Here is a 15,388-nt window from a genome sequence, read left to right as displayed (position 1 = left end):
CCCCTCTGTCAGTTGCCCTGTCCGCCGCGGTGGCGGGTGGCCAGATCGGCGACCGGATCCTTCCCGTTGATGAACCAGTCGCCGAGGATGCGGGCCTTGTAGACCCGTGGATTGTGCGACGCCAGCGTGCGGGCATTGCGCCAGTGCCGGTCCAGCCCGAGTTCTTCGGACACTCCGGAGGCGCCGAGTGCGTCGAAGATCGTCGTGGTGGCGTTCAGCGCGGCGGCGATGATCACCAACTGCGCCTGGGCGACCGCCACCTCCGCGTCGACGAGGCGTTGCCGCTCGTGGTCGCCGTCGCCGGACAGCCGGCCCGCGACGATGTGGTCCAGTCGCTGGGCACTGCGTGCCAGTGCCGCCTCGGCGGCGAAAGCGTCCGCCGAGACCTCGCCGATGACGGCCAACAGCTGCCCGTCCTCGGCCGGCACCTCGGCCAGGCCCTGCGGGTAGTTCCGCCGCCGCGCCGTCAGGGCGCGTGACCCGTCGCGCAGCGCCGCCCGGGTGATTCCCGTCAGCACCGCCAGCATCGCGATTTGATAGAAGTGCGCTTGATAGCCGAAGCGCTCCGCGGCGGGGAACACGTTGCCTCGTTCGGCGCGCACCCGGTCGTAACGCGCCGATCCGCTGGCGGTGGTGCGCTGGCCGAATCCCCGCCAGTCGTCGATCAGGGTGACGCCCGGATCGTGGGATCGCACCAGCGCGGTCAGCAGTTCCCCGTCGTCGCCCCGGCCCAGGACGTCGAGCCAGTCGGCGTAGAGACTGCCGGTGGCGTAGTACTTCTCTCCGCTGACCAGCCAGTGGCCGTCGGCCGCCGCCACCGTGGTGGCGAGGTTGGCCAGCGTGAGGTTGTTGGCTTCCGTCCAGCCGCCGCCGACGAATTCTCCGGCCAGGAACCGCTTCAGCCAGATGTCGTTGGTCTCCGAAACCGGGGCGTTGAGGCGGTCTTCGACGAAGGCCAGGTGGTTCCGCCAGATGTGGGAGACGTTGGCGTCGGCGGCGCCGAGGTCGGCCAGGAGGAGGAAGGTGTGTTCCAGCGACGCGCCGAATCCGCCGTGCGTCGCCGGGATGCGCAGCGTGCCGAACCCGGCGTCGTTGAGCCAGCCGACCTGTTCGTGCGGGAACACCCGCTGCCTCTCCCGATCGAGGGCACCGTCGGCGATGCGGTCGAAGACCGGGCCGAACACCGATCTGAGGTGCTCGAGGTCTGCGGTCGGGGCTTGCAGGTAGAACCGGGTGTCGGTCACACCGCCTCCTCGGAAGTGTCGATGCGATAGGCGAATTGCTCTTCGACGGTGACGTAGCCCAGCCTGCGGTACAGGAGGTGGGCGTTGCTGCGGTTGTGGATGTCGGTGCCCAGTGACGCCAGCGACAGGCCGCGGCGTAGCGCGGCGAGCCAGATCTTGCGCAGCAGCAGTTCGGCGATACCGCGCTGGCGCTGGTCGCGGCGGACGCCGATGTAATCGGTGTGGGCGCTGCGCTCTTCGCTCTGCGCGGTGCCCGACGTGTAGGTCGAGCCGAGAACGTAGCCGACCACCTCGCCGCTGTGATCGACTGCGGCGACGCTGAAGTCGGGTGTGAACGCGCGGCTGTGGAGGTGGTGCTCCCACGCCTCGGGCGTCTTAGACATGTTCCCGAAGTGCTCGAGGAAGGTGTCGTACTGCAGTCGGCGGACCTCCTCGCTGAGGCCTCGGTCGATCACCTCCGACCACGCCAGCACGGTGAGGCCGTCGAGGTGCGCCGTGGCGAGCGCCTCGCGTGACTCGCCGTGCAACGGTTTGCGGGTCCGGATGAACTCCCCTTCCCGCACCGCCCCGTGGCGGATCAGCGCGTCGATGACCGGTTGCTGATCGGTGCTGATGAAGGTGCGCAGAAAGGCACCGTCGATGTCGCGCGCGACCGCCGCGAAGCCGCGCACCGTGGCCGCGACGATGTCGTCGATCACGTTGGGCGGGCTGTCCGGGTCGAAGACGAAGTCGGCGATGATCTCGGGTTGGGTGCCGTGGGGCGGATGCAGGGCCGCGTACCCCCGCACCCGGCCGACGGTGTCGCGGACCACGACCGTCGCGTCGGGGTAGGCGCCGTCGAGTTGCTCGGCGACGTCACGCGAGTCGGCGGCGAACTTGCGTCCACCCAGACCCGGTGTGGTGGCCAGGAAGTCGGCGATCGGGGCGTGATGGTGAGTGGTGACCGGCGTCACCGACCAGGCACCGACGATCGGGTGGTCTGCCAGGGTCATCGATGCTCCGGTGCGGCGCGCAGCACGTCGAGGATGCCTTCGTCGGCCAGTCGCTGCTGCTCGACCTCCGACAGGGTCTGGATGCTGCCGACCCGGCCGGCGATCTCGGGCCGTGACCGCTTGAGGTATCCGTACCACGCGAGGCCCGCGAGCAGGAAGCCGAAGAACACGAACGGCAGGATGTTGAAGGGATATTCGGGGACGGGGTAGAAGTTACTGAAGATCACATAGAGCAGACCGAGCGCTGCGGCCACCGACACCGTGAGCCGAACAGGCGTCAGCGCGTTGATCTTTCGCAACCACAGCGGGGTGGCGATCACGACGAGCAGATAGCTGATCAGGAAACCCCAGTTGGCCAGGTAGCCGCCGTACACCTCGAACACCAGCCGACCCGCGGAGCTGAAGGTCGCCACGGCGGAGAACACCAGTGCCAGCGCGCCGACGAACGCCACGCCGACCCACGGTGTCCGGTAGGTGGGATGGACCTTGGCGAGGACGGCGGGTAGCGCGCCCTCGTGCGCGAAGGTGAACAGCGAGCGCGCCGCCGCTGTCGTGACCGCGGTGACGAAGACGATGAACGCGACGGCCACCGCTGCGCTCACCACCTGGTTGACCCAGCCGACCCCGACGGCGTCGGCGAGCTGGGGCAGCACCGCCTTGTCCCCGTCCACACTGCCGAAGTTCAGGATCTGCGGATAGGTGGCGAAGATGTAGAGGATGCCGATCAGGATGACGACCCGCAGCAGCGAGCGCGAGATGCTGCGGTGTGCGTCCTTGGCCTCGGCGCCCAGCGAGGCGACGCTCTCGAAGCCGGCGTAGGAGCCCACCGCGGTGACCGCGGCGATGAACGTCGCACTGTTCCCGAGATGTCCGAAGTCCCATTGCTCCCAGTCGATCCGGAAGCCGTAGGCGACGTAGGACCCCACGATGATCACCGAGATCGCGGCGATCGCGATCAGCTCGAAGGCCAACTCGTACTTCGCGGCCACCAGCACGCCGCGATACGGCAGATAGACGGCCAGCGCGACGACCACGACCACGAGCAGCAGGCGGAACCACACCGCCTGACTGCCCAGCCCGATGGATTCGAGGAACGCGTCGAGGTACAGGACGCCGCCGAGGGTGCCGGTGGTGGCGAAGCCGATGTAGCCGAACAGCAGACTCAGCCCCGCCACGAAGGCGAAACCGGGTCCGAGACCGTTGCCGGTGTAGGTGCCCAGCGAACCCGACGACACCGTGCGCGTGGCCTGGAAGCTGATCGTGACGGCGATCAGCGCCACGATGACCAGACCGACGACCGCCGCCCAGGCCGCGCCCTTGCCTGCGGCGACGAACAACGAGAACGGCACCACGGCGACCGCCACGCTCGGCGCGGCGGCGGCCAGCCCCTGGGCGAACACCCCCCACGGGCCGAGCGCCTCGCGTTCCAGACCGGTGGTCTCGGCCGCGGTCAGGGCGCGGCCGTTCACCTCCACCGCCGGGTCGTCTGCTGTTGCGGTCACCGTGCCCGCCTTTCTGTCCACGAAGCGTGGCGTACCGTGCTGTGTGCCAACGTGGTTGCCACACAGACAATTAACGTGTTTTTGATGTAGTGGTGACACTGCCGGAGTGCCGCGCGATGCGTCAGCTATGGAATCGGCGCGATTCTTTTCTCTCGGCGATACCGCGCCCCGGGGTGGTCGTCGGGAAGCAGAGGGGAATCCGCGGCGAACAACCGCTCGCGCAGCGTGTTCCCGGCGTGCTGACCCGTTCTGCCCCGCCGGCGCAGTTCGGGGATCAGGTACTCGGCCACATCGGCGAAGCTGCCCGGTGTGACGTGGTAGGCGATGTTGAACCCGTCCACCCCGGTGCGAGCGGCGTATGCGTCCAGGTCGTCGGCGACCGTGCGGGCGGAGCCGACGAACAGCTCGCCACCGAAACCACAAAGACCGCCGACGTAGTCGCGCAACGTCAACCGGTGCCGGTGATCGGCGTCGTCGACGGCCGCCAGGATGGACCGGCTCGCGTCGGTGTCGAACTGTTCGATCGGTCGGTCGACCCCGTAGCGCGACCAGTCGACCCCGCTGAGCGCCGACAACAGCACCAGTCCGCCCTCGAGGTCATGGTGGGCGGCCAACTCGCCGGCCTTGGCATGGGCCGCCGAATCGGTGCTGTCGACGACGATTTCGACCGAGGTGAGGAACTTGATGGCGTCGGGACGCCGGCCCAGCGCCGCCGCCCGGCGCCGGACGTCGTCGATGTTGGCGCGCAGCACCTCGGGTCGTGGATCGCTGGCGAAGACGAGTTCGGCATTGCGCGCGGCGAATTCGCGTCCTGCCGGCGACGTGCCGGCCTGGAACAGCACGGGTGTGCGCTGCGGTGAGGGTTCGACGAGATGGGCCCCCGGGACGCTGAAATAGCGGCCCTCGTGGGCGATCGGGTGCACCCGCGCCGGATCGGTGTAGACGCCGCGAGCACAGTCGCGCACGACGGCATCGGCTTCCCACGACCCTTCCCACAGCTTGTAGGTGACGTCGACGAACTCCTCGGCCATCGCATAGCGCTCGTCATGGGGGATCTGGCGGTCGCGGCGCAGGATGTTGCGCGCGGCGCTGTCGAGCAGTGACGTGACGATGTTCCAGCCGATGCGACCGCCGGTGAGGTGATCGAGTGTGCTGAACTTGCGCGCCAGCAGGTATGGACTCTCGTAGGTGGTCGACACCGTGATACCGAACCCCAGCCGCTCGGTGAACGCCGCCATGGCGGAGACTGCCAGCAGCGGATCGGTCACCGGGGTCTGCACCCCGTGCGCCAGTGCGGCCGCGGCATCCCCGCCGAACACGTCGAGCTGTCCCACCGCGTCGGCGATGAACAACAGGTCGAACCCGCCGCGGTCGAGCAGGACCGCCAGCTCCGTCCAGTACCGCAGGTCGGTGTACTCGGCCGTGCGGTCCCGCGGATGGCGCCACAGCCCGACATTGCCGTGCGACACCGTCGACATCGTGAACGCCGAGAGAACGTACGGCGCGACGCCGCTCATCGCGCCGGCCGTTCGGGGACCGGGAGGCCGAGGTGGTCGCGCAGGGTGCGGCCGGTGTACTCGTGGCGGAACAGGCCGCGTTTGCGCAGCACCGGCACGACCTGCTCGACGAACAGCGCCAGTTGGCCCGGCAGACCCGAATCGCCGAGCACGAACCCGTCGGCGGCGCCGGTGGTGAACCACTCCTCGATCTCGTCGGCCACCTGCTCGGGGGTGCCGACGATGCTCGCGCCCCAACCGTTGACGGTGCGGTAGAGGAACTCCCGGACCGTCGGGTTGCCGTCGGTGGCGAGGAAGCGGTACCCGGCCAGCGCCGTCTGATGGGTCTGCGTCGAACTCGGGAAGGCCGACTCCGGCACCGGACCGTCCAGGTCGGCGCCGACCACGTCGACGTCGACCTCGAGCAGCCACCCGGCTTGGTATTCGGGGCTGAAGTACCGGTAGGCCTCGCGCTCGGCTCGTGCCGCCTCCTCGGTCGTGGAGCCGACGATGAACCGCAGCGACGGCGTGATGACCGGGGGATGCGCGCGGCCGAGTGCGCGGGCCTGGGCATGCACCTGGCGGTAGAAATCCTGCGCGCGTGCCCGGTTGCCATGGCTGGTGAAGATCACCTCGGCGTGACGGGCGGCGAAGGTACGGCCGGTCTCCGAGGAGCCCGCCTGGAAGATCACCGGCCGGCCCTGCGCCGACCGGGCGGCCCCGATGGGACCCTTGACGTCGAAGTACCGGCCGTGGTGGTCGGCGACGCGAATGCTGCTGACATCGTTGAAGACGCCCGCGGCACGGTCCTCGACGATGGTCTCCTCACCCCAGCCGTCCCACAGCTTGGTCACCACGTCGATCGCCTCCTCGGCGATGCGGTAGCGCTCGTCGTGGTCGACCACACCGCGGGCGCTGAAGTTGTCCGCGGCGGCCTGGGCGAAGCTGGTCACGAGATTCCAGCCGGCCCGGCCCCCGCTGAGGTGGTCCAGCGAAAGCAGTTGTCGCGCCAGGTGATACGGGTGAGCCAGGGTCGCCGATCCGGTGACCACCAGGCCGATCCGCTCGGTGACCGCGGACAGCGCCGCGGTCGTGGTCAGGGGTTCGAAGTCCTCGGTCGTCTTGTACGCCCAGGTGGCCGGCGGACCGTAGTTGAGCCCGTCGGCGAAGAACACCGCGTCGAAGGCCCCGGCCTGCGCGGTCTGCGCGTGCTCGATCAGCCGCCGCCGCACACCGGCCGTGCTGTTGTCCACCTCCGGGTGCCGCCACGGGCCCGCCGACCGGGTGTTGCCGAACGTCAGCAGGTGCAGTTCACGGGACACAAAGGGCGACCATAGAACCGCAGGGACTCGGTGTCGGCGGATAAAATTGCCCAGATCCGAAGGCGGTGGACTAATGATCCGCCCGATGCGAAACCTGGTGCCAATCGGGTGGTTCGGCATCATCGACGCCATGACAGTTGCCGATGCCCTCCGCACCACGACGGCGCCCGACAGCACGGGGCGATCGGCGGAGCAACCCGTCGTCGTGAGCGGGACCAGCCCGCTGGCCGACGGTTTCGTGAGTCGCTTCTTCAGTGCGCAGCACTACCAGCGGTTCCACACCCGTGCGCCGCGCTACGACGCCGAGAATGCGTTCTTCACCGAGGATTTCGAGGAGCTGGTCGCGGCCGGCTACCTCACGGCCCCGCTGCCGGCCGCGCTCGGCGGTAGCGGCTTGACCCTGCCGGAACTGGCGGCCGAACAACGGCACCTGGCGTACTGGGCGCCCGCGACCGCGCTGGCAATCACCATGCACCTGTACTGGGCGGGATCGGCCGCCGACGCGGCCCGGCGCGGGATCGCCGACGTCGACTGGCTGCTCGGCGACATCGCGGCGGGCCAGGTCTTCGCGGCTGGGCACGGCGAGCGTGGCAACGACGTCGGCCTCGACGACGCACTGGTGCGTGCCCGCAGGCAGCCCGACGGGTCCTACCGGATCACCGGGCGGAAGGTCTTCACATCCCTGAGCCCCGTGTGGGACCAGATCGGCATCCACGCCCGCGACGACTCCGACCCGGCCAACCCGGTGATCGTGCACACCTTCGTGCGGCGCGACGACCCGGGTGTGCGGGTGGAGGAGACGTGGAACGCACTGGGCGTGCGGGCCACCGCCAGCCACGACACCGTCTTCGACGATGCGCTGGCCGAGCCGCACCGGACGGTCGCCGTGCATCCGGTCGGTCCGGTGTATCCGGAGTACATCACCGTGTTGCTGTCCTGGTACCTGCCGCTGCTGTCCAGCGTGTACCTGGGCATCGCGCGCCGGGCGCTGGACCTGGCGATCCTCGGCGCCCAGACGCGCACGTCGCTGCACGGCGACATCGGCCGCCATGCCGACAAGCCGGCCGTGCAGCGTCAGATCGCACAGGCCGAGATCGCCTTCGAGGCGGCCTCGGCGCTCGTGGACGCGGCCACCCGTCAGGAGCCCGGCGAGTGGCCGGCTTTGCGGGCGCTGGCGGCAAAGGAGTTCGCCACCACGACCGCACGCAGCGTGGTCGACACCGCCGTACAGGTCGTCGGGGCGGCGGCGGTATCGCGCAGCCACGAGCTCGAACGGCTCTACCGCGACGTGCGGACCGGATCGCTGCACCCGCCGAACAGCGACGCGGTGCTGACGGCGATCGGCGCCGTGGCGCTCGGTCGGTAGCCTTTTCTGTGTGACCCTGCTCGACCCGGCCGGAAACACGCTGGAATTCAGGGCATTCGCCGACGACTCCCAAGTCGTCGCCACCTAGGAGGTAATTCCATGCGCGTCGTCATCGCAGGAGGTCATGGCAAGATCGCGGTGCACCTCGAGAGGCTGCTGGCCCAGCGAGGTGACGAGGCGGTCGGCCTGATCCGTAACCCCGACCACGCCGGCGACCTCGAAGCGGCGGGCGCCCAGCCCGTCGTGCTCGACCTCGAGAAGGCATCGGTCGACGAGGTGGTCGAGGCGGTGCGCGGCGCCGACGCCGTGGTGTTCGCCGCCGGGGCGGGGCCGGGCAGCGGCGCCGCCCGAAAGGAGACCGTCGACCGCGACGCCGCGATCCTGCTGGCCGACGCCGCAGAAGCCGCCGGTGTTCGCCGCTACGTGGCCATCTCGTCGATGGGGGCCGACGCCGAAGCCCCCGACGATGCCGGCGATCCGGTGTTCGTGGCGTACCTGCGTGCCAAGGGCGCCGCCGACGACGCCCTGCGCTCCCGCGGCGCCCTGCACACCACGATCGTGCGGCCGGGCCGGCTCACCGACGACCCGGGCACCGGCCGGGTGCACATCGGCGATTCGACCGGCTACGGCGCAATACCGCGCGAAGACGTGGCGGCCGTGCTACTCGCGGTGCTCGACGCGCCCGCGACCGCCGGCCGGACGTTCGAGCTCATCGGAGGCGAGACGCCGATCAACGAGGCGCTCTAGCGGCCGTCACCACATCACGCCCCGGATCAACTCCGTGGGCGGGATGTCGGCCACCGCGAAGAGTCCACTCGGCGCGCGGCACACCCAGTCGATCGTATTGACCGCGCGGGCCGCAGTAGAGATGCAGCCCGCATCAGTGGGGTCGAAAACCGGATGCGAGACGTGGGTGTTGACCTCGACGCGCGGTTCACCCTCGACGACCACCCGGTGCACGCCGATATGGCCATCGGGCGGATAGGGCCAGTGCGGTGCGGCCGCGGCGGTCAACCGCGTGACGTGTTCGACGGTGATGACCGGGACACCGCCACACACCCCAACGGCTGCGAAACGGACCGCAGCCAGCTGACCGGGTTCGATTGTGGCCATGGCACATTCGATGCGCTCGTCGGTGTACCACGGTTCGATCCGCTGACGCATCTCATCGAGTTCGACGCCGACATGACCGGCGATGTTGCGCACCAGCCCACCGAACATCGAGATGATGACCCCGGGCAGGAACAGCGGTGGCGGCTCGTCGTCCCTGGTCAGCCCGAACCCCATCGACGTGCCGGTGAAATCGAAGTCGTCGTAGTTGCCGTAGTCGCAAACCTCCTGCACCAGAATCGAATCGGCGCGCGTGACCAGGCTCAGCGCACCGTAGACCGCGGTGTCCCCGGAGTAGCCGGGGTCGATGCCGTTGACGAACAGGGATGCCTCGCCTGCGGCACACGCCGTCGCGAGCGGTGCTCGTCGGCGCCACACAACTCGGCGGCGTCACAGCCCACCTTCTCCGGTGCGGCGGCGTGCACACCCACCAGTTCCAGATCCGGGCGGCCGATGACCGCCCGCAGCGAATGGCGCCCGACGTTACCCGTGCCGAACTGGACGACTCGCCGCACCGCCTGCTCCGATCCCCCGCCGGGCCACTGACTGCAGTCAACAGGACCAGCCCGGCGACGGAGGGCGGTTTCGACGATTAAGGTCGAATCATGGCAGTGGCGAACCAGCCCTCGGCGCGCGAGACCAGACGGCTGCAGACCAGGGAACGTCTGATGGGTGCGGCCATCGCCGAGTTCAAACGCTCCGGAATGGCCGACGCCGACGTGCGGGCGATCGTCAGCGCGGCCGGAGTCGCCCACGGCACCTTCTTCTTTCACTTCCCGACCAAGGAACACGTGCTGCTGGAGCTGGAACGCCGCGAAGAGGACCGCATCGCCCGCCAGCTCGTCCGCTTCGCCGGATCCGAGCGCGACCTGCGGGCCATCCTGGCCGAATCCGTGCGACTGGTGCTCGGCCTCGAACGCCGGCTGGGCGCCGTGCTGTTCAAGGACTTCCTCGCCCTGCACTTCTCACAGACCCGCCCGCCGGCGGAGGCGCACATGGACCATCCCGTCATCGAGGCGGTCGCCCGGGAGATCGAACTCGCCAAAGAGCGCGGGGACGCCGATCCGGAGGCGAATGCCTTCAACTGTGCGGTGTTCTTCCTGCTCGGCCTCTACGCGCTGCTGACCACGACCCATGGCTGGCCCGATCAGAGCGCCATGCTCGACGACTACGTCGCCACCACGCTGCGGGGTATGGCCGCACGCTGAGTTGTTGACTTGAGTCAGTGAACCTGCCACGCTCATAGCGAGCAAACGGTAGGAGGGGGCGGCGTGGATCTGCCGACGCTGAACACCGGCAGCGGTCTGGACGAGCATCTGGAGCAGTCCCGGCTCGCGCAGCGCCAAGCCGACAAGTGGTTGATCTCGGGCAGCGTGCTGATCGGCACCGCGGCGCTGGGAATCTTCGGGCTGCCGCTGTTCCTGCGCGGGGTGTGGTTGCTGCGGCGGGCACAGCGCGACGGGCTCACCGTCCGGCCGATGCTGGTGACACTGCTCGGCTACCTCGTCATCATCGACGCCGCCATCAACATCTTCGGCTGGGCGCTGGACCTCGTGGCCCACCACACGCTGCTGGCCCGGGTGCTGCTCAACGGCTGGGGCGCCATGTTCGACGCCGGGTACTTCTGGCACTACAACGAACTGTGGCTGGGTGGGGCGGCGGGCCCCGGTGAGAAGGCGCTCGAGGTGGGCCTCATCCTGACGGTTTTCACCATGCGCATCGCCGCGGCGATCGGCTTCCTGCAGATGAAACGCTGGGGCCACCAGTGGATGATCGTCACCTGCTGGATGGGCATCGTCATCTGGTGCACGTATGTGTTCAACATGACCATGTTCGCCGACGTCCGCTATGCCGGCGTGATCTTCCCGGTCATCGGCTGGTGGCTCTACGACATCTTCTACATCACACCGTTCCTGGCGATCCCCTACCTGCATTCGGTCAACCGGGAGATCTTCTCGGACTGATCGATGTGAAGTCCGAAAATGCTGTGCCGCAACGAGACAGGAGGTCCAAACGTGGACTGGATCTGGGAAATACTCCGATATGTCGCGGCGTGGGGCGGCACCGGTCTGATCATCTGGTTCTGGTACTGGATGTTCTCCAACATCGGCACCTTCTGAGTCGATGACCGAACTCGACGATGGGCACGCCCTCGCGGTCGAACGTCGTTGCGCCGTCACCGCCGTCGCCCTGAGCGGCCGTCGCCGCGACGGGGCGCGACTGATGACCGGAACGCACCGCCGGTTCGGCGTCGGCCCCGCACTCGACGTGGTCCACGTCCCCTACCCGCCACCGGAAAAGGACTGGACACGCAGAACGTTGACCTGTGGTGTCGCGTTGCAGTGCGCACCGTCCAAGGAGCGGATCGCGGGTTTCCGGCTGCACGAACTCACCGTCCGCGAACTCACCGCGCTGACGCTGGTCGAAGCCGAAGTGGCACTGGGCTGGGTCGCGTCGACATGGCCGGGGCTGCTGAGCGAAATACGCAGCGCGCTGCCGGATCTCGCGGTCACATCTGGGGACACCCCGGCCACCGAGATGTTCAATCGTGCGATCGAGCTGGCGCGGTCGGAGCGGAATCTGGCCGTTCCCGCACTGCTCGGCAGGCTTCCGCTCGCCTACACGATGCCGCATGGAATCTCCGACCGGCTGCGCAGGACGTTCGGCAGGATGCCGTGGACGTCGACCCAGAAACGCTTGCCCAGACCGTATTCCGTACCGGTCGGTGGCGACGGCGGGGTACGCAACCCGAATCTTCCGCCACCCAGCCGGCCGCAGGACAACGACCCCGACATCACCCCGGACAACCGGCCGGGCATCCCGTATCCGGAATGGAACGCGTGGACCGAGCGCTTCCTGCCCGACCACGTCGCCGTTCTCGAACGCGCCCACACCGGCGGCCCCCGGCAGCCGACGGGGATCTCCAGCGAGCTGCGGAAGTGGTTCACCGAGCACACCCACCGGGCCATGACGAACCGGCTCGAGGACGGCGCGGACCTCGACGTCGAACAGTACGTCGCCCACTACATCGACGTCCGCAGCGGCCTGGCGACCGAACCCCGCGTCTTCCGCGACCTGCTGCCTGCCGGCCGCGACGTCACCACCGCCCTGCTGCTCGACGGCAGCTCGTCGCTCGGGGTGCACGGCGGCCGCGTCTTCCGGCTGGAACTCGCATGTGCGGACGCGCTGTCGCGCGCCATGACCGCGGCCCGTGAACGCCACGGCATCTTCGTGTTCACCGGCAACACCCGCCACCGGGTGGAGGTCAATTGCCTCAAGGACTTCGGCGACCGGCGTTTCGTCCCACCCGGCGCCCTCGGGCTGTCCACCGGTGGATACACCCGGCTCGGCGCGCCACTGCGTCACCTCACCAGCCGGCTGCTGGCACAACCGTCGGAACGCCGGCTGCTCATCGTGATCGGCGACGGCCTGATCTCCGACGAGGGATACGAGGGTCGCTACGCCTGGGCCGATGCCGCGCACGCCGTCGAGGAGGCCGCCGACGCCGGGGTGTCGATGTACTACGTCGGGGTCGGACCCGTCCGCGTCGACCCGCTACCCGAGGTGTTCGGATCCCGCCGCTACCAACGGATCCGGCGGGTCGACGAACTGCCCCGCGTCCTGGCGCACGTGCACCGGGAGCTGGTCACCGCATGAGCGTCTATTTCGCGACCGGCAACGAGGTCCAGCTCTTCGAGCGGGCCTACCACCGGCGGCTGCCCGTGATGCTGACCGGTCCGACCGGATGCGGCAAGACCCGGCTGGTCGAACACATGGGCTCGCTGCTGAGGCGGCCGGTGGTGACGATCAGCTGCCACGACGATCTGACGAGTTCGGATCTGGTGGGCCGGTTCATGGTCACCGGCGGCGATGTCGTGTGGACCGACGGCCCGCTGACCAGGGCGGTGAAGAACGGGGCGATCTGCTATCTCGACGAGGTCGTCGAGGCCAGACACGATTCGCTGGCCATCCTGCATTCGCTGACCGACCACCGCCGCGCGCTCTACCTCGACCGGGCCGCCGAGGTGGTGCGCGCACCGGAGACGTTCATGCTCGTGTGCTCGTACAACCCGGCCTACCGCAGCTCGCTCAAGGAACTCAAGCCGTCCTTCCGGCAACGGTTCGTCACGATACCGATGCGCTACCTGGCGCCCGACCGCGAAGCCGGGGTGATCGTCGCCGAAGCCGGCGTCGATCCCGACACCGCCGCCCGCCTGGTCCGGTGCGCCACCGCGATCCGGACGGCGGACGAGGCCTTCCACTTCGAGCCGCCGTCCACCCGGGTCCTGGTCAGCGCGGCACAGCTGATCGCCGCCGGGGCAACTGAACTGGACGCCGCCGACGCGTGCGTCCTCGCGCCGCTGAGCACCGACGGCGCCATCACCGACGGGCTGCGCGAGATCGCGGCCGCCTGCCTGGACACCGCAGAAACTCCGGGTTCACCGCACTGAGAGGACGTCCGACGTGAACGAGCAAGAGCGCAAACGCAAGCGGGCACTGATCGTCCTGCAGATCGTCATCTACGGCTACCTGCTGGCGATGTTCCTCATCCAGCTCTACATGTCGTTCGCCAGGGGTTGGTGGGACCTGTGACCGCCGCCTCGCTCGGTGCGGTCGGCCTCGAGGACCACCACGACGAATCGCGGGCCGCGCAGCGCCGGGCCGACAAGTGGATGATCACCGGCGCGGCGCTGATGGGGATGTGGGCGCCGGGACTGATCGGCTTCCCGATCTTCATGCGCGGGGTGTGGCTGCAACGCCAGGCGCTGCGCGCGGGCCTGTCGGTGCGACCGATGATCGTCACATTGATCGGCTACCTCGTGCTGATCGACGGCATGCTCAACAGCCTCGGCTGGGCCCTGGATCTGGTGGCCAACCACACCCTCATCAACCGGGTGCTGATGGTCGGGTGGGGCAATATGTTCGACGCCGGCTACTTCTGGCACTACAACGAGTCGTTGGTCGGCGGTTCGGCCGCCCCGGGTGAGAAGGCCTTCGTGGCCGGGCTCATCCTCACCGTGTTCGCGATGCGCGTCGCCGCCGCGATCGGTTTCCTGCAGATGAAGCGGTGGGGCCACCAGTGGATGATCGTCACCTGCTGGATGGGCGTGGTCATCTGGTGCGCCTACGTGTTCAACATGACGATGTTCGCCGACGTCCGTTACGCCGGCGTCGTCTTCCCCGTCATCGGCTGGTGGCTCTACGACATCTTCTACATCACGCCGTTCCTCGCCATCCCCTACCTGCACACCGTCAACCGCGAGATCTTCTCAGACTGAACGGATTTGGAGACGACCATGACCACCACCGAAGACACGAAGCCTGACGACCTGCCGCCGGGAACCACGCCCTACTACGCGCGGATGCACAAGTGGATCAAGCGGGCGGTACTGGTCTGCCTGGTCGCACTCGTCGTCGAGGGTGCGTTCACGCTGCCCTTCATGGCGGTCTACTACGGCTTCCCGACGCTGAGCCTCACCGAGATCTGCAGCGAACTCCTCAAGGTGCGGTACTCCGACGACACCCTGGAGTGCAAGTACCCCTACCCGCCGCTGGGCCCGCCCGAAGGCGCCGAGGGTAAGGACACGGCTCAGGACGAGTGGGGGATCCAGCCGGTGCCGAAGTACCACCGGCTGGGCTTCCGGGAACTGGTCCGCATCCACGAGGAGCGGCAGACCCTCGGGGGTCGCTAGGCAGGCGCGAAGACCGACTTGAACCTCTCCAGCGACTCACGGATGTCGCTCTTGAGGGCGCCGGCGACCACCATGCCGATCGGCCCGAACAGCGCGGGCCCACCGAGGTGGATGTCGAAGGTGACGGTCGAACCGTCACCGGTCTCCGACGGCTTCACCTTCCCCAGCAGCTTCACCTTCACCCCGCCCTTGCCGTCGCCGTTGAGCGTCATCGCCTGCGGCGGCTTGTAATGGACGATGGTCCAGTGCACGCGGGTGGCCATCCCCATCACCTCGACGATGGAGTCGATCTGGGCGCCCTTGTCCAGCGTTTCGGGCAGCTTCGACCGCCACACCCGGTGGATGGACAGCCATTCCTTGTACCGCGACAGATCGGAGGCGCACTCCCACGCCTTCTCCGGCGGTAGTGGGACATCGACGGAGACGGACAGTTTGGCCATCGGTCAGGGCTGCCTCGGCGGCTGCGGAGGGTTGATGGGGCCCTGGCCGGGCGGGGTGTTCTTGTCGACGTAGTTGCGGGCCGCGCTCTGGGCCTTGTTCACCTTGTCGGAGTAGCGCCCCTGCGTCTTCTGGTCGAAGAGGTCGCCGGCCTTCTCGATCGCGCTGCCGGCCTTGTCGGGGTTCTTCGACACCCAGTTCTTCACTTTGTCGAGGAATGCCATG

The 15,388-nt window shown here is 68.4% G+C and carries 16 protein-coding genes and 1 pseudogene; 9 read left to right on the top strand and 8 right to left on the bottom strand.

Annotated features, from left to right (window positions below; genetic code table 11):
• Positions 1 to 8: 8 nt before the first annotated feature.
• The 5 genes from G6N30_RS26005 to G6N30_RS25985 all read right to left on the bottom strand — a co-directional run bounded on the left by G6N30_RS26005 (position 9) and on the right by G6N30_RS25985 (position 6,556).
• Positions 9 to 1,244 (bottom strand): acyl-CoA dehydrogenase family protein, encoded by a 1,236-nt coding sequence (locus G6N30_RS26005; RefSeq protein WP_134056094.1) that lies wholly within the window; start codon positions 1,242 to 1,244, stop codon positions 9 to 11.
• Complete coding sequence (locus tag G6N30_RS26000; RefSeq protein ID WP_134056096.1) at positions 1,241 to 2,236, bottom strand: GNAT family N-acetyltransferase; 996 nt, start codon at positions 2,234 to 2,236, stop codon at positions 1,241 to 1,243. The genes G6N30_RS26005 and G6N30_RS26000 overlap by 4 nt, the downstream gene beginning before the upstream one ends.
• Positions 2,233 to 3,738 carry an APC family permease gene (locus G6N30_RS25995; protein ID WP_234880209.1) on the bottom strand — a complete coding sequence of 502 codons (1,506 nt, stop codon included), beginning with the start codon at positions 3,736 to 3,738 and terminating at the stop codon, positions 2,233 to 2,235. The genes G6N30_RS26000 and G6N30_RS25995 overlap by 4 nt, the downstream gene beginning before the upstream one ends.
• A gap of 125 nt (positions 3,739 to 3,863) precedes the next feature.
• Positions 3,864 to 5,255, bottom strand: a complete 1,392-nt coding sequence (locus G6N30_RS25990) for an LLM class flavin-dependent oxidoreductase (RefSeq protein ID WP_134056099.1) — start codon at positions 5,253 to 5,255, stop codon at positions 3,864 to 3,866.
• Complete coding sequence (locus G6N30_RS25985) at positions 5,252 to 6,556, bottom strand: NtaA/DmoA family FMN-dependent monooxygenase (protein ID WP_134056101.1); 1,305 nt, start codon at positions 6,554 to 6,556, stop codon at positions 5,252 to 5,254. The genes G6N30_RS25990 and G6N30_RS25985 overlap by 4 nt, the downstream gene beginning before the upstream one ends.
• A gap of 130 nt (positions 6,557 to 6,686) precedes the next feature.
• On the opposite strand from G6N30_RS25985, the gene G6N30_RS25980 reads away from it, so the two are divergent.
• Both G6N30_RS25980 and G6N30_RS25975 read left to right on the top strand, forming a co-directional pair.
• On the top strand, positions 6,687 to 7,922 hold the full coding sequence (locus G6N30_RS25980; RefSeq protein WP_134056104.1) for an acyl-CoA dehydrogenase family protein: 1,236 nt from the start codon (positions 6,687 to 6,689) through the stop codon (positions 7,920 to 7,922).
• A 99-nt stretch (positions 7,923 to 8,021) separates the two neighbouring features.
• Positions 8,022 to 8,669: an SDR family oxidoreductase gene (locus G6N30_RS25975; RefSeq protein ID WP_134056106.1), complete on the top strand. Its 648-nt coding sequence runs from the start codon at positions 8,022 to 8,024 to the stop codon at positions 8,667 to 8,669.
• A 6-nt stretch (positions 8,670 to 8,675) separates the two neighbouring features.
• Here G6N30_RS25975 and G6N30_RS25970 read toward each other — a convergent pair.
• Positions 8,676 to 9,547 (bottom strand): annotated as a pseudogene (locus G6N30_RS25970) (dihydrodipicolinate reductase).
• Between the two features lie 90 nt (positions 9,548 to 9,637).
• On the opposite strand from G6N30_RS25970, the gene G6N30_RS25965 reads away from it, so the two are divergent.
• The 7 genes from G6N30_RS25965 to G6N30_RS25940 all read left to right on the top strand — a co-directional run bounded on the left by G6N30_RS25965 (position 9,638) and on the right by G6N30_RS25940 (position 14,725).
• Complete coding sequence (locus tag G6N30_RS25965) at positions 9,638 to 10,240, top strand: TetR/AcrR family transcriptional regulator (protein ID WP_134056109.1); 603 nt, start codon at positions 9,638 to 9,640, stop codon at positions 10,238 to 10,240.
• Positions 10,241 to 10,303: 63 nt separating this feature from the next.
• Entirely contained in the window at positions 10,304 to 10,996 is a 693-nt protein-coding gene (locus G6N30_RS25960; RefSeq protein ID WP_234880210.1) for a hypothetical protein, read from the top strand.
• A gap of 160 nt (positions 10,997 to 11,156) precedes the next feature.
• Entirely contained in the window at positions 11,157 to 12,689 is a 1,533-nt protein-coding gene (locus tag G6N30_RS25955; RefSeq protein ID WP_134056112.1) for a nitric oxide reductase activation protein NorD, read from the top strand.
• Entirely contained in the window at positions 12,686 to 13,483 is a 798-nt protein-coding gene (locus tag G6N30_RS25950) for a CbbQ/NirQ/NorQ/GpvN family protein (protein ID WP_134056114.1), read from the top strand. The genes G6N30_RS25955 and G6N30_RS25950 overlap by 4 nt, the downstream gene beginning before the upstream one ends.
• Before the next feature lie 13 nt (positions 13,484 to 13,496).
• On the top strand, positions 13,497 to 13,625 hold the full coding sequence (locus G6N30_RS27385; protein ID WP_264007076.1) for a hypothetical protein: 129 nt from the start codon (positions 13,497 to 13,499) through the stop codon (positions 13,623 to 13,625).
• A gap of 80 nt (positions 13,626 to 13,705) precedes the next feature.
• Positions 13,706 to 14,311, top strand: a complete 606-nt coding sequence (locus G6N30_RS25945) for a hypothetical protein (protein ID WP_407664765.1) — start codon at positions 13,706 to 13,708, stop codon at positions 14,309 to 14,311.
• 18 nt (positions 14,312 to 14,329) lie between these two features.
• Complete coding sequence (locus G6N30_RS25940; RefSeq protein ID WP_134056119.1) at positions 14,330 to 14,725, top strand: hypothetical protein; 396 nt, start codon at positions 14,330 to 14,332, stop codon at positions 14,723 to 14,725.
• Here the strand turns inward: G6N30_RS25940 and G6N30_RS25935 are convergent.
• The gene (locus G6N30_RS25935; protein ID WP_134056121.1) at positions 14,722 to 15,165 is read right to left on the bottom strand and encodes a type II toxin-antitoxin system Rv0910 family toxin; all 444 of its coding nucleotides are present in this window, start codon (positions 15,163 to 15,165) and stop codon (positions 14,722 to 14,724) included. The two genes, G6N30_RS25940 and G6N30_RS25935, sit on opposite strands and share 4 nt — an antisense overlap.
• Before the next feature lie 3 nt (positions 15,166 to 15,168).
• Positions 15,169 to 15,387 (bottom strand): antitoxin, encoded by a 219-nt coding sequence (locus G6N30_RS25930; RefSeq protein ID WP_134056124.1) that lies wholly within the window; start codon positions 15,385 to 15,387, stop codon positions 15,169 to 15,171.
• Position 15,388 lies beyond the last annotated feature (1 nt).

Origin of the sequence: Mycolicibacterium litorale (genome assembly GCF_010731695.1) — a bacterium.
In the GTDB taxonomy this organism is placed as follows: domain Bacteria; phylum Actinomycetota; class Actinomycetes; order Mycobacteriales; family Mycobacteriaceae; genus Mycobacterium; species Mycobacterium litorale.
Note: the sequence above shows the minus strand (reverse complement) of the source record. Positions and strands in the feature narration are given on the sequence as shown.

Bases quoted from the DNA above. Each gene is read 5' to 3' on its own strand.
- G6N30_RS26000 (WP_134056096.1), bottom strand. From the start codon at position 2,236: ATGACCCTGGCAGACCACCCGATCGTCGGTGCCTGGTCGGTGACGCCG.
- G6N30_RS25990 (WP_134056099.1), bottom strand. From the start codon at position 5,255: ATGAGCGGCGTCGCGCCGTACGTTCTCTCGGCGTTCACGATGTCGACG.
- G6N30_RS25980 (WP_134056104.1), top strand. From the start codon at position 6,687: ATGACAGTTGCCGATGCCCTCCGCACCACGACGGCGCCCGACAGCACG.
- G6N30_RS25975 (WP_134056106.1), top strand. From the start codon at position 8,022: ATGCGCGTCGTCATCGCAGGAGGTCATGGCAAGATCGCGGTGCACCTC.
- G6N30_RS25965 (WP_134056109.1), top strand. From the start codon at position 9,638: ATGGCAGTGGCGAACCAGCCCTCGGCGCGCGAGACCAGACGGCTGCAG.
- G6N30_RS25955 (WP_134056112.1), top strand. From the start codon at position 11,157: ATGACCGAACTCGACGATGGGCACGCCCTCGCGGTCGAACGTCGTTGC.
- G6N30_RS25950 (WP_134056114.1), top strand. From the start codon at position 12,686: ATGAGCGTCTATTTCGCGACCGGCAACGAGGTCCAGCTCTTCGAGCGG.
- G6N30_RS25945 (WP_407664765.1), top strand. From the start codon at position 13,706: ATGATCACCGGCGCGGCGCTGATGGGGATGTGGGCGCCGGGACTGATC.
- G6N30_RS25940 (WP_134056119.1), top strand. From the start codon at position 14,330: ATGACCACCACCGAAGACACGAAGCCTGACGACCTGCCGCCGGGAACC.
- G6N30_RS25935 (WP_134056121.1), bottom strand. From the start codon at position 15,165: ATGGCCAAACTGTCCGTCTCCGTCGATGTCCCACTACCGCCGGAGAAG.
- G6N30_RS25930 (WP_134056124.1), bottom strand. From the start codon at position 15,387: ATGGCATTCCTCGACAAAGTGAAGAACTGGGTGTCGAAGAACCCCGAC.